The 14550-nt window shown below is 70.8% G+C and carries 3 protein-coding genes; 1 reads left to right on the forward strand and 2 read right to left on the reverse strand.

All coding sequences use genetic code 11. The features are described 5' to 3' along the window. Positions 1 to 12: 12 nt before the first annotated feature. Both AXK60_RS12330 and AXK60_RS12335 read right to left on the reverse strand, forming a co-directional pair. Positions 13 to 852: an ABC transporter permease gene (locus tag AXK60_RS12330; protein WP_068571396.1), complete on the reverse strand. Its 840-nt coding sequence runs from the start codon at positions 850 to 852 to the stop codon at positions 13 to 15. Continuing rightward, positions 852 to 12116, reverse strand: a complete 11265-nt coding sequence (locus tag AXK60_RS12335; RefSeq protein ID WP_068571397.1) for a non-ribosomal peptide synthetase — start codon at positions 12114 to 12116, stop codon at positions 852 to 854. The genes AXK60_RS12330 and AXK60_RS12335 overlap by 1 nt, the downstream gene beginning before the upstream one ends. A 523-nt stretch (positions 12117 to 12639) precedes the next feature. Between AXK60_RS12335 and leuA the strand changes: the two genes are divergently transcribed. After that, on the forward strand, positions 12640 to 14508 hold the full coding sequence (gene leuA / locus AXK60_RS12340) for a 2-isopropylmalate synthase (protein WP_068571398.1): 1869 nt from the start codon (positions 12640 to 12642) through the stop codon (positions 14506 to 14508). Positions 14509 to 14550 lie beyond the last annotated feature (42 nt).

A 14550-nucleotide genomic window follows, 5' to 3' on the forward strand; every position in this document is an offset into this window, starting at 1 on the left:
CGAGCGCGCGGGTCAGTGGCGCATGTAGGCGCGCGCGGCGAAGGGCACGATGACGACGATCATCACGAGCGAGACGATCGCGGAGTAGGCGGTGGCGTGCTGCGCCGCCCAGTTGACCGGCTCGTTGAACACCGGCTTGGGACTCAACGGATTGCCGAAAGCCTCACGGAGCGAACGGGCCATCGAGGTCACCGGGTTCCACGACGCGATCGTGCGCAGCGGGCCCGGCAGGTCGCCCGACGCGATGAACGCCGACGAGATGAAGGCGATCGGGAACATCACGATCATGCAGAGCGCCTGCGCGGACTCGGGCGTCGAGACCGAGAGGCCGATGAGCGCGCCCAGCCAGGACATCGCGAAACCGAACAGCAGCAGCGTCGTCAGGGACAGGGCCGCGTCGACCCAGCTGCCGCGGAACCGCCAGCCGACCAGCAGGCCGACCACGAGCATCACCGCCACGCTGATCACGTTCACGACGAGGTCCGAGAGCGTGCGCCCGACCATGACGGCGAGCCGCGACATCGGCAGCGAACAGAACCTGTCGATGATGCCGTTCTTCATGTCCGATGCGACGCCGATCGCCGTCTGGCCGGAGCTGAAGGCCACCGTCTGGACCAGGATGCCGGCGAGCAGGAACTCGCGGTAGCGGTCGCCGCCCACCTCGCCCCCGAGCGCCGAACCGAACACGTAGCTGAAGAGCAGCACGAACATGATCGGCTGGACCGTCGCGCCCAGGAGCAGCTGCGGGATCCGGATCAGCGTGGTCAGGTTGCGGCGGGTCATCACCGCGCAGTCACTGAGGAATCCGTTCAGCGACGACTCCCGCTCCTGCGGGAAGGTGATCGCGGTCATCAGTTGCTCTCCTCGGTCTTGTTCGCGTCCTCGCCGGTGAGGGCGAAGAAGACGTCGTCCAGGGTGGCCTCGCGCAGCATCGCGGACTCGACGTGGACGCCGGCCTCGCGCAGGTCGTTGAGGACGGCGACCAGCTTGTACTGGCCGTCGGCCACGCGGATGGCACTGAGGCCGGAGGCCTCGCGGATCGCCGTGCCGTCGATGGCGTGGCGGGCCAGGATCGGCCACGCGGTGACCCGATCGCGCTCGCGGATCCCGATCTGGATCAGGTCGGCCGCGGCGGCCGACTTGAGCTCGGGCACCGTGCCGGACCGGATGATCCGGCCCTGGTCGATGATCGTGACCAGGTCGGCGAGCAACTCGGCCTCGTCCAGGTACTGCGTGGTGAGCAGCACCGAGATGCCCTCCTCCTTGCTGAGCCGGGCGATCACGTCCCACACGTCCTTGCGGCTGCGCGGGTCGAGACCGGTGGTCGGCTCGTCGAGAACGACGAGGCGCGGCCGCGCGATGATCGCGCCGGCCAGGTCGAGACGCCGGCGCATGCCGCCGGAGTAGGTGCCCGACGCGCGGTCGGCGGCACCGGTGAGCCGGAACTGCTTGAGCAGCTCCGTCGCCCGGGCCTTCGCAGCGCCCTTGTCGAAGCCGTACAGGCGGGCGAACATCTCGAGGTTTTCACGGCCCGTGAGGTTCTCGTCCACGGCCGAGTACTGGCCCGAGAGGCCGATGATCGAGCGCGCCCGGCGCGGGTCGGCCAGGGCGTCGACACCGTCGATGGTCACGGAGCCCTCGGAGGGCTTCATGAGCGTCGAGATGATCTTCACCGTGGTCGTCTTGCCGGCGCCGTTCGGGCCCAGCAGCGCGTGCACGCTGCCCGGCGCGATGTCGAGGTCGACCCCGTTGAGCGCGTACACCGCCTTCTTGCCGCGGCCGTACTTGCGGGTCAGGCCCCGGACGCTGACGAGCGGCTTGGTGTCGTCGAGCGTCTTGCTCGTGGACTTCACCACGCTGGTGTAGTTGCCCGTGAGGAAGACGTTCATCGTCCGGGCGATCTCGTCGATCGCCGGGGCGGAGCCGAGCTGATTGTGCGTGGCCTCGATGTCGTGCACCTGCACCAGGCCCGTCACGTACGGCCGCCACAGCTGCGGCACGAGGCCACCCGTCGGCTGCTCCGTCGCGCGGAAGACCAGCATGTTGCCGTCGTACTCGCGCGGACGGTGCGAGTAGCCCAGCGACGTGTTGTGCCGGTAATTGGTGAGCAGCCGCTCCATCTGGCCGCGCGAGAGCTCCCGCGCCGGTCCGCCGGCGGAGGCCAGCAGGTCCAGGGCGTCGTCGGTGCTCAGCTCGGCGTCCTCGTCGATGTCGAGGCCGACGAACTCGCGCAACAGCGCCGCGATCGACATCTCCTCGCGCGGTCCGCGGTAGTCGCCCAGCGGGTACGCGTCCATGAGCGCGAGGTTGACCTTCTCGCCCAGTTCCCGCAGCTCGACGGCCATCTCGTGCGCGATCAGGCCGCCGAGCGACCAGCCGAGGAGGTTGTACGGACCGTGCGGGCGGGCCGCGCGGATGGACCGCACGTAGGTGCGGGCCAGTTCCTTGATCGAGTCCGCGGGCGGCATCGGGTAGGAGATCCCGGGAGCCTGCATGCCGATGATCGGGATGCTCGGGTCGAGCTCGCTGGAGAGCCCCAGGTAGTTCCACGCCAGACCGACGGCGGGGTGGATGCAGTACAGCGGGTCCACACCTGGGGTGCCCGCGCGCAGCGGCAGGATCGGGTCGGTGATCGCGGTATCGGAATCCGCTGCCACACCGGTGATCACGGCAGTGGTCGAGACCCGGGCCGGAGCACCCGCGATCCGTGCCGCGATGGTCCCGACCTTCGCGTCCTCGAAGAACCAGCGGATGCTGGCGTCCTCGGAGCTGAACCGCTCACGCAGCCGGTCGACGGCGATCGCGGCCTGCAGCGACGTGCCGCCGACGGCGAAGAAGTCGTCCTCCATGCCCAGCGACGCGACGCCCAGCACGTCGGAGAGGATCTCCGCGACCGCACCCTCGAGGCTGGCCGACGAGACCGCGCGCCGTTTGGGCGCCGCGGGCTCGGCCAGTGCCGCCAGGGGCGAGACCGGAGCCTCGTCCGCCGACGGTGCCGGCGTGAGCGGCGCACCGACCGGAGGCAGGGCCTTGAGATCCGTCTTGCCGTGCGCCGTGACCGGGACTCTGTCGATCTCCTGGAACACGGCCGGAACCATGTGGCGCGGAAGCCGATCCGCGACGTACGCCCGGAGACCGTCCACGGTGACGGCACCGTCGGTCACGTAGTACGCGACCAGCCGCGCCGCGGCCTGCGCCTCGAGCGAACCCTCGGGTCGGTCGACGACGACGACGGCCTGCCGCACGTTCGGGTGTCCCTCGAGCGCCGTGACGATCTCGCCCGGCTCGACGCGGAAGCCGCGCACCTTGAGCTGATCATCGCTGCGCCCGACGAACTCGAGCACCGGATCGCCGGATTCCGATGCGCGCCAGCGCACCAGATCGCCCGTGCGGTACATGCGCTTGTAGCCCTGCGCGTCGTTGTACGGGTTCGCCACGAACCGCGATGCCGTAAGATCGGGGCGGTCCAGGTAGCCGTGCGCCACACCGGGTCCCGCGACGTACAGCTCGCCGACGGTGCCGGGCGCGACCAGGTTCAGCCGCTCGTCGCAGATCATCAGCTGCGCGTCCGTGACGGCACTGCCGATGCCCACGTTCTCGGGATCGACGGCGCCGATGGTCGCGGCGATCGTGACCTCGGTCGGGCCGTAGGCGTTGATCAGGATGCGCCCGTCGGACCAGCGGCGCGCCAGCTCGGTCTGCAGCACGTCGCCGCCGACGCTGAGCGCCTCCAGCAGCGGCAGGTCGCGATCGGGGATCGTAGCCAGCGCGGCGGGAGTGATGAAGGCGTGGGTGACCTCGTGCTCGGCGAGGAAGTCGCCGAGGGGCGAGCCGCCGTAGAGGGTGACCGGCGCGACCACGAGCTCGGCGCGCGACCAGGTCGCGAGGAGCAACTCGAGGATCGACGCGTCGAAGCTCGGCGACGCGAAGTGCAGCACCCGCGCGTTCGCCCCGACGGCGTGCTGGCGCACGAGCGTGTCCGCCATCGCGGCCAGACCGCGGTGCGGGACGACGACGCCCTTGGGCTTGCCGGTGGAACCGGACGTGTAGATCACGTACGCCGGGTCGTCCATGCCGATCTGCGCGATGTCCGCCGATGGGTGCTGCACCCGGGACGTGCTCAGGTCCACGGTCACCCAGTCCACGAGCTCGGGCAGGTCGCTCGCGGTGTCGCGCACCGTCAGGCCCATCGCGGGCTTGGCGTCCTCGAGGATGTACTGGACGCGCTCGGCGGGGTAATTCGGGTCGACGGGCACGTACACCGCGCCGAGCCGTGCCACGGCCCAGAACGCGACGACGGACGCGGCGGAGCGCGGGATCGACACCGCGATCCGGGTGCCCGCCCCCACGCCCAGGCCGGCCAGGCGGTTGGCGAGCGCGGAGATCGACGAGTCCAGCTCGGAGTAGGTGTACCGCACGTCGCCCGCCCGCAGCGCGGGCGCGCCGGGACGCTGGCGCACGGCGCGCGCCAGGATCTCGGCCATGGTGTGCGGCTCGATCGTGGTGGAGGCCCGCCGGAACAGTTCCTCCTCCTCCGGCAGCAGCACCGGAAGATCGGCGACCGGCGTGTCCGGCGACGCGACGCCGGCGGTCACCAGGCGCACGAGGCGGGCGACGATGCCCTCCGCGGTGCCCGGACGGTACAGGTCGGTCCGGTACCGCAGGTTGAACCGCAGGCCCTCCTCGACCTCGCGGACCTCGAAGGTCGCGTCGAAGGTCGTGGTGGCGGCGGCCAACGGCAGCGGCTCGAGGTCGAACAGACCGCCGCCGTCGGAGCTCAGCACGCTCAGCGGGTCGCCGAGGTTCTGATGGCTGAGCACCACCTGGAACACCGGGTGCCGGTCACGGCTGCGCGGCGGGGCCAGCGCCTCGATGACGCGCTCGAACGGCGCGGTCGCGTGCACCAGGTCGTCCAGGTCACCGCTGCGGATCCGATCGACGAGCGCGTTGAAGGTCTCCGTGCCGGTCACCGAGGTGCGCAGCGCGACGGTGTTGACGAACATGCCGACGACGTCCCGCAGGCGACGGTCCGTACGACCGATCACCGGCGTGCCGATGACCACGTCGTCGGCGTCGTTCACGCGATGCAGCAGGGCGGCCAGGGCCGCGTGCAACACCATGAACATCGAGACACCGCGCTTGCCGGCGAAGTCCGCCAGCGCCTCCCGCTCGGCGAGCGGCAGGACGACGGCGACCTCACCGGCGTCCGTGGAACCGATGGTCGGCCGCGGGCCGTCCGCGGGGAACGAGCTCTCCTCCGGGATGCCGCGCAGGCGATCCGCGAAGTAGTCGACCGCGCCGGCGTCCTTCTCCGCCTGCCCGCGCTGCCACACCGCGTAGTCCGCGTACTGCAGCGGCAGCTCGGCCCACTGCGGCTCGGTGCCCGTCGTACGGGCGAGGTAGGCGGCCATCAGGTCGCGGGTCAGCGGCACCACCGAGGCGCCGTCGGCCGCGATGTGGTGCACAGCGATCGCGAGGATGGATCCCTTGCCCGTGGGCGCCGTCATCACGCGCAGCGGGAGATCGCGGTTCAGCGCGAACGGGCGCGCCACGAACTCGGCGATCGCCGACTCCTGGCCGGCGACGTTCGACGTGGCGGTGCCGACCTCGGCCGCGAAGTCGCGAACCACCGGCGCGCCGGCGGGGAGGATCTCCTGGTAGGGGCCCTCCGCAGACGACGGGTACCGGGTGCGCAGGCTCTCGTGCCGCTCGAGCAGGTCGCGCAGAGCGGCGTCGAGCACGGCCTTGTCCACCGGGCGGCTCGCGAGGAAGGCAGCACCGATGTTGTAGGTCGGGCCCGGATCGATCTTGTTCTGCAGCCACATCCGCTCCTGCGCGGAGGACAGCGGCATACGGTCACCGCGCTGGACACGACGCAGCCCCTGGTCCTCGAGAGCGGACTCGTTGGAGATGCGGTCGGGATCGCCCGTCAGGGCGGTCGCGATCGCCGCCGGGGTGCGGAGATCGAAGACGGTGCGCGCCTCGATCCCGTTGCCCAACAGGCTCACCAGCTCGTTGGCCGACAGCGAGTTGCCGCCGAGGTCGAAGAAGTCGTCCTCCACGCCGATCGCATCGCTGCCGAGCACCTTCCGGAACGCCTCCACGACGCGGGCCTCACCAGGAGTGGTCGGCTTCGCGGCGGCGTTGCCGGTGCCGCCGAAGTAGGGCTCCGGAAGCGCGGCGTTGTCGAGCTTGCCGGTGTTGCCCATGGGCACCTTCGCGATGATCATCACCGCGGCCGGAACCATGAAGCCGGGCAGTCGCGTCCGGACGTGCGTGCGGACCTCGGACGGATCCACGTCGCCCTTGACGTACGCGACGAGCGCGGGGGCACCGTCGGGCCCCGGACGCACCTGGGTCGAGACGAAATCGACCCCGGGCATGGTGTCGATCGTGGAATCGATCTCGCCCAGCTCGATCCGGATGCCGCGGATCTTGACCTGGAAGTCGTTGCGGCCCACGAAGTCGACGATCAACTGGTCGGCATCGCTGCGGGTCCAGCGGACCACGTCACCGGTGCGGTACATGCGGTCGCCGGGCTCGCCGTACGGGTTCGCCACGAACCGCGACGCCGTGAGCTGCGGGCGGCGGTGGTAACCCCGGGCCAGCTGCGGCCCGGCCACGTACAGCTCGCCGGGCATGCCGACGGGGACGGGGCGCAGCTCGTCGTCGAGCACCAGGAGACCCTGGCCGCGGACGGGCGGCCCGATCGGCACGCGGCCGTCGCCGGACAGCGCGTCGGAGATCGCCGTCATGATGGTGGTCTCGGTGGGGCCGTAGCCGTTGTGCAGGCGCCGGCCGACGCTCCACTTCTTGGCCAGGCCGGGGCCGAGCGCCTCGCCGCCGGCGAGCACGTGAGTCCACGAGGGAACCGCGTCGGGGTTCACCGTCGCCAGGGTGGACGGCGTCAGGAAGCCGTGGGTCACACCGTGATCGGCGATGATCCGCTCGAGCTCGCGACCGCCGGTCGTGCCGGCGGGCACGACGACGAGGGGCGCGCCCACGCGGATCGCGAGCAGGTGCTCGAGCACCGTCGCATCGAAAGCGGTGGAGGCGAAGGCCATCACGCGCGTGTCGGCGCCGCTCTGCAGCCGCACGTGCAGTTCCTCGGCGAAGTTGCCCAACCCACGGTGCGTGACGACGGTGCCCTTCGGCTGTCCGGTCGAGCCCGAGGTGTAGATGACGTACGCGGCGTCGTCGAGGTTCGGCACGATCTGAGGGTCGTAGCCCTCGCCGCCGAGCTCGTCCATCGCCACCCAGTTGACGCCCTGCACACCGGTTCCCGTCGCGGTCACGCCCACCCGGGCGCGCACGTCGTTCGCGATGTAGTCGCGCCGGTCCTGGGGGTACTTCGGGTCGACCGGGGCCACGGCGGCGCCGGCCAGGGTGATGCCCCAGAAGGCGGTGATGGACTCCGCCGAGCGGGGCAGGTCCGTGAGGACCGCCTCGCCGGGGCGCGAGCCCGCGGCCAGGACGGCCGCGGCCACCTTGCGGGCGTCCGCGTAGAGCTCGCGGTAGGTGAGCACACGGGCACCGTCGATCACGGCGGGCCGGTTCGAGTAGGTGCGAGCGGCCTCGCGCATGAGCTGGCCCAGCGGCGTGTGGAAATCGGCCTCCACGCCACGCACGGGCGTCAGCTCCGCGAGCCGGTGCGCCGACATGATCGGCAGCTCGCCGATCGTGGTCTGCGGGTCGTGACCCACCGCGGTGAGGACCGCGACGAGCGCGTCGAGGATCGACTCGGCCTGCTCGGTGCGGTAGAGCTCGGACGCGTAGCGCAGCTCGATCGTGCCGTCGGCGCCCAGCGTGACCTCGAGGTCGAAGCGGGCGATCGGAACGTCCACCGGGACCACCTCGACGTCGACGCCCGCCATCGGGAAGTGCGTCGTGTCGAAGGGGCGCTGGTTCAGCATCACCTGGAAGACCGGGTGGCGGCCGGCGGCGCGCGGCGGGTCCACCAGTTCGAGCACCGACTCGAAGGGCAGGTCGGAGTGGTCGAGCGCGTCCAGATCGCCCTGACTCACCGCGGCGAGGTGCTGCGCGAAGGTCTGATCGTCGGTGGTGCGGGTGCGCAGCGGGATCGAGTTGACGAACATGCCGACGAGACCGTCGAGCTCCGCTTCGCCGCGTCCCGCGACGGCGGTGCCGATCACCAGATCACCCTGGCCCGACAGGCGCGCGATCGCGGCGGCGAGCGCGGCGTGCACCACGATGAACGGCGTGGTGGTGTGCGCTCGGGCCAGGCCCGCGACGCCCGCCCAGACCTCGGGGGCCACGCGCGTGTCGATCGAGCTGGCGGCCGAGACCACGCCGCCCGAGCGGGGCACGGCGGCGGGCGGCACCGACTCGGCCGGCGGGTCGGCCAGGACATCGGCCCAGAACCGGTCCAGAGCCTGGCGCGGGGCACCGGTGAGGCGGTGCTTGTAGGAGCGTGCGTGCTCGGTGTAGGTGCGCGGCAGCGGCGGGAACTTCGGCGCCTTGCCCTGGGTACGCGACGCGTACGCGGTCGCGAGGTCGCCGGCCAGCGGCATCATGGACCAGCCGTCGGCGGCGATGTGGTGGATCACCAGCACGAGCACCTGGTGCCGGTCGTCGATGCGGTAGAGACGCGCGCGGATCGGCACGTCGGCCGCCAGATCGAAGGGCTCGCCGGCGTAATCGGTGGCGGCGGCGGTCAACTCGTCGAGCTCCACCGACCGCTCGGTGAACGGCACCAGGTTCGGCCCCGCGGGCAGCACCTGCACCTCGGGCTCACCGGCCGTGGGGCCGTTGCGGTAGACGGTGCGCAGCGGGGTGTGCCGCGCGACCACATCGCCCAGGGCGACGCGCATTGCGGAGACGTCCACGTCTCCACGCAGGTGCAGAGCGACCGGGATGTGGTACGAGCCATCGGGACTCAGGCGGTTGCGGACCCACATCTGATGCTGGGCGGGGAGCAGCTCGGCCGCCTCCTCCGGGTCCGACGGTGCCGCGTACTCCGGCTCCGGCTCGGCTCCGGCCACATCGACGGCCGAGGATGCCGCCAGCGCGGCGGCGGGCACCGGCGCGCCGCCGATGGCGGCCGCGAGCCCCTCCACCGTCGGGTTGGCGAACACCGTCGCCACGCTCACGCGGCTACCGGTCGCCGAGCCCAGGCGGGCCGCGATACGTGTGGCGGACAACGAGTTCCCACCCAGATCGAACAGCGTGGTCGCGACGTTGAGGTCGTCCTTGACGACGCCGGGGATCACCTCGGCGAAGGCCTCCGCGACCAGCATCTCCGCGTCGGTCCTCGGGCCGCGTCCGGCGACCACCGCGACCGCGCTGCGCTCCGGCTGCGGCAGCTGCTTGTGATCGACCTTGCCGTTCACCGTGAGCGGGAACTCGGCGAGCGGAACGATGTGCGCGGGAACCATGTACGCGGGCAGCTCAGCGGCGATGCCCGCGGAGATCGCGTCGGGCTCCGCGGTGCCGGTCACGTAGGTCACGAGCTCGGCGGTGGCGGTGTCGTCACCCTTGACCACGGTGATCGCCCGCTCGGTGCCGGCCACGCGCATGACGGCGGCGTCGATCTCGCCCAGCTCGATGCGGAAGCCGCGGAGCTTGACCTGCGAGTCGATGCGGCCGAGGAACTCCAGCGCACCGTCGGCGTCCCACCGGACGAGATCGCCCGAGCGGTACATCCGCGCACCGTCGGCCTCGAAGGGGTTGGCCACGAAGCGTTCCGCAGTGAGCGCCGGGTTGCCGTGGTAGCCCCGGGCGATGCCCGGACCGGAGATGTAGAGCTCGCCGGGCACACCGGCGGGCGCGGGACGCAGGTACGGGTCGAGTACGTACAGCCGCGTCCCGGGGATCGGTCCACCGAGCCGGACCGGAGCGTCGGCGTGGAGGCCGCCGAGCGTGACGGCGATGGTGGTCTCGGTGGGGCCGTAGACGTTGACGAGGGTACGGCCCTCGGTGGCCCACTTCTCCACGAGCGCCTGCGGGACGGTGTCGCCGCCGACGCCGAGCGAGGTGAGCTCGGGCAGCTTCTCCGGATCCATCGTGGCGACGGCGGCGGGCGTGATGAAGCCTCCGTTGACGCCGCCCTGCGCGAGGACCTCCTCGAGCTCCTCGCCGCCGTAGACCTCCGGCGGCACCACGACCAGGGTGGACGCGCTGTCGACCGCCATGAGCAGCTCGAGCACGGAGGCGTCGAAGCCCGGCGACACGAAGTGCATGACGTGCGAGCCGTCGGCGAGACCGTGCGAGCGCACGAGCTCCGCGGCGAGGCTCGACAGGCCGCTGTGGGTGACGCTGACGCCCTTGGGCCGGCCGGTGGAGCCGGACGTGAAGATCAGGTAGGCGGGGTTGGCGAGATCGATCGCCGGCCAGTCCGCGTCGCTGCTCCCCGCGTTCGCACCGGGCCCCCACACGCGGGCGAGGTCCGCCGGCGTCAGGGTGGCGACCGGGGCCGCCGCCGTGGCGATGTGCTCGGCGCGCTCGGCGGGCAGTTTCGGGTCGATCGGGACGAACGCGGCACCGGTCTTGGTGACGGCCCAGACGGCGATGACGGACTCCAGCGAGCGCGGAATACGCAGCGCGACACTGGCCTCCGGGGCCGCGCCGACCGTCATCAGGTAGCGGGCGAGGCGGTCGCTGTAGCGATCGAGCTCGGCGTAGGTGATGCTGCGGTCACCGTCGACTACCGCGACCCGGTCCGGATGCGCTGCGGCGGCGCGGCGCAGCAGGTCGGGCATCGGGACGGACGGCCCGGCGGCCTGCCGCGCACCGTCGGCCGCGCCGGCGAACCGGGTCCACTCGACGGCCTCGGACTCGGTCGCGACGGTGAGCGCGGAGAGCGGGGTGGCGCCCGTGGCGGCCGCGAACCGGTCGAGGTACTCCATGAACCGGGCGTAGTGCGCGTCGAGGTCCGCGACGGAGTACGACGCGGGGTTGGCCTCCATGTCGATCCGCAGCGCGCCCTGCTCGGACTCGTAGACGGTGACGGCGACGTCCTCAGCAGGACCCGAGGTGAGCAGGTTCAGGGTGCCGGCGGCCTCGCCCAGCGTCATCGCCGAGGAGAACATCATGATGTTGATGGTGTCGCCGAAGGTGGACCCGACGACGCCCTCGCGGAGCGTGGGCGCCTCCATCCGCGCCGCGGGGTAGAGCTGGTGCCGCAGCCCGTTGCGCAGGTCGAGCCCGGTGCCGTCGATGACGTCGGAGACGGTGGCGCCGGAACCGGCCCGCACGGGGACCGGTAGCACGTTGGCGGTCATGCCGGTGGAGCCTCGCAGGGCCGCGGTGGTGCGCGCGGCGACGGGGACCGACAGCGAGATCTCCTCCCGCCCCGACACCGCGGCGACGTACGCGCCGAAGGCCGCGATGACGAGCCCCGTGCGGTTGGTGCCCAGCCGCTCCGCCGCCGCCTCCAGGCGCGCTCCCGCTTCGGAACTGGGAACACCGTTGCGACGCAGGTTCAGGGGCGACGGTGCCGCGGCCATGCGGCTCAGGCCCGCGGCCTCGGGGAGCGTCGCGACGATCTCCGCCCAGTAGTCGGCGTCACCGTCGGAGCGCGCGGACGCGAAGTACTTGTCCTCGGCCGTCACGAACCCCTCGGGGCCCAGGGGCGCGGGCTTGAGCGCAGGAGTCTCCCCGCCGGTGACGCGGGCGGTGTACAGCTCCGCGACGCGGCGCTGGAGCGTCGAGGCACCGTATCCGTCGATGACGACGTGGTGCGCGCGGGCGTACCAGAGCCAATGCTCGTCGGCGACGCGGATGAGCCTGTTGATGATGAGGTCGTCGACGGCGAGGTCGAGCGGACGGGAGTACTCGGCGCGCATCCAGGCGACCGCGGCATCGATGCGCTGATCCTCGGGAAGGTCCGCGAGCCCCAGGTCGATGACCTGTGCAGCACCGTCGATGGAGCGATCGAGCCGCTGTACCGGCGCGCCCGACTCGTCGACGTCGATGCGGACGTACGGCGACTGGAACTCGTCGCCGGCCTCGCGGGTCACGGCCTGCATGGTCTCGACGTCGAACGGTCCGCGGATGTCCACGTACTGCGCAACGGTGTAGGCGACGTCCGGGGACATCTGCTGGCTGAGCCACATTCCGTACTGGGCTCCGGTCAAGGAGTGCACCACGTGCTCCACCAAGCTCTCCTTCGCATCGCGATCGCAACGCAGAACGGTTGCAATCGCAGAATTGTAGGGAGGTCAACGTTGAAATTGCAACATCTTCAACACGGATTCCCGCGGGTGAAGGCCACAGCAAGTCAGCAGGTGAAGGATGTGATGGTTCGCCAAAGTTCACCAACCGCCATCTGTCCTGCGGATTCACAGACAAACGTGATCATCAACGGCAGCTCGCGATGCATGATCACGAATTCTGCAACCTGCACCGAAGCACGGGATCGTCGGAACGTGTTCTAGATCACACCCGGTCATCGGCGCACACACCGCCCTGCCGCGCGGTCGCACCGTGCGCTACATTCGACCTGTGCAGTGGCGCGCCCTTCTCCTCGGTTGCCGCGGCGGGGTCTGATCCAGACCGGCTCCCCGTCGCGGGTTGAGCCGTGGGAACAACGGCACCGCCGGTCGAGCCCTCCAGGTCGCATCGCGACCGATTACGTCCCTGCCAGCCGCAGGGGCGCCCCGAGAAAGTAGCCTCGACACCATGAGCCCTGCAGCCGATTCCTACACGTCCGGCGTATCGAAGATCACCGCCCCCGCCGGCCCCAGCAACCCTGGCCAGCCCGCGTGGAACCCGCAGCGCGGAAGCGCCATGCCCGCCCACCGCTACCGCCCCTACGCGGACGAGGTCGAGCAGATCGCGCTCCCCGACCGCACCTGGCCGGACAAGGTCGCCACCACCGCTCCGCTGTGGTGCGCCGTCGACCTGCGCGACGGCAACCAGGCGCTCATCGACCCCATGAGCCCCGCGCGCAAGCGCCGCATGTTCGACCTGCTGGTCCGCATGGGCTACAAGGAGATCGAGGTCGGCTTCCCGTCCGCGAGCCAGACGGACTTCGACTTCGTCCGGGAGATCATCGAGGACGGGGCCATCCCCGACGACGTGACCATCCAGGTGCTGGTGCAGTGCCGCGAGGAACTGATCGTCCGGACCTTCGAGGCCTGCCAGGGCGCGAAGAACGTGATCGTGCACTTCTACAACTCGACGTCCGTGCTCCAACGCCGAGTGGTCTTCCGCGCCGACAAGGCCGCCATCAAGAAGATCGCCGTCGACGCCGCCCACCTGGTGCGCCGCGAGGAGAAGAAGTACCCGGACACCGCCTGGCGCTACGAGTACTCCCCCGAGTCGTACACCGGCACCGAGCTGTCCTTCGCGAAGGAGGTGTGCGACGCGGTCGTCGAGGTCATCGACCCGACGCCCGCGAAGCCGATCATCCTGAACCTGCCGGCCACCGTCGAGATGGCCACCCCGAACGTCTACGCCGACTCGATCGAGTGGATGAGCCGCAACCTGAACCGCCGCGACAGCATCATCCTGTCGCTGCACCCGCACAACGACCGCGGCGAGGGCGTCGCGGCGGCGGAGCTGGGCTACCTGGCCGGCGCGGACCGGATCGAGGGGTGCCTCTTCGGCAACGGCGAGCGCACCGGCAATGTCTGCCTGGTCACGCTCGGCCTGAACATGTTCAGCCGCGGCATCGACCCGCAGATCAACTTCTCCGACATCGACGAGATCCGGCGCACCGTCGAGTACTGCAACCAGCTGCCCGTGCCCGAGCGGCACCCGTACGGCGGCGACCTGGTGTACACCGCCTTCTCGGGCAGCCATCAGGACGCCATCAACAAGGGCCTGGACCAGATGAAGGTCGACGCCGACGGGGCCGACAAGGACGTCGACGACATCCTGTGGCAGGTCCCCTACCTGCCGATCGACCCCAAGGACGTGGGCCGCAGCTACGAGGCGGTCATCCGCGTCAACAGCCAGTCCGGCAAGGGCGGCGTCGCGTACATCATGAAGACCGACCACGGGCTGCAGCTGCCGCGGCGCCTGCAGGTCGAGTTCAGCCAGTCGGTGCAGAAGATCACCGACGGCGAGGGTGGCGAGGTCACGCCGAAGGAGATGTGGGACGTCTTCGCCGGCGAGTACATCGACCCGATCGTGCCGCTGGAGCGCATGCGCCAGAAGGTGACGGCCTCCGAGGTCGACGGTGGCGTCGACCGCATCGACGCCGTGGTCAAGGTCGACGGTAAGGAGCAGGAGGTCTCGGGCGAGGGCAACGGCCCGCTCGCGGCGTTCGTGGACGCGATCAGCACCGTCGGCTTCGACGTCCGGGTCCTGGACTACAGCGAACACGCCCTCTCCGCCGGCGACGACGCCCAGGCCGCGGCATACGTCGAAGCGATCGTCCGCGTGGACGACGAGGACCGCACCGTGTGGGGTGTGGGCATCGCCCCGTCGATCACGACCGCCTCTCTGCGCGCGGTGGTCTCCGCGGTGAACCGCGCGAACGGCAGCGTCCGAGCGACCGAGGCCGCCGTCGGCGAGGCCTCGACGCGCACCTGGGCCCCGTAGGTTCCTCCAGCTGCAGCAGAAATCCCCGCTCCCCTCGTGTAT

It is taken from the genome of Tsukamurella pseudospumae (genome assembly GCF_001575195.1).
GTDB lineage: Bacteria > Actinomycetota > Actinomycetes > Mycobacteriales > Mycobacteriaceae > Tsukamurella > Tsukamurella pseudospumae.

What these genes read in the sequence shown, in the direction of transcription:
- leuA (WP_068571398.1), top strand. Translation starts at nt 12,640, where the DNA reads ATGAGCCCTGCAGCCGATTCCTACACGTCCGGCGTATCGAAGATCACC.
- AXK60_RS12330 (WP_068571396.1), bottom strand. Translation starts at nt 852, where the DNA reads ATGACCGCGATCACCTTCCCGCAGGAGCGGGAGTCGTCGCTGAACGGA.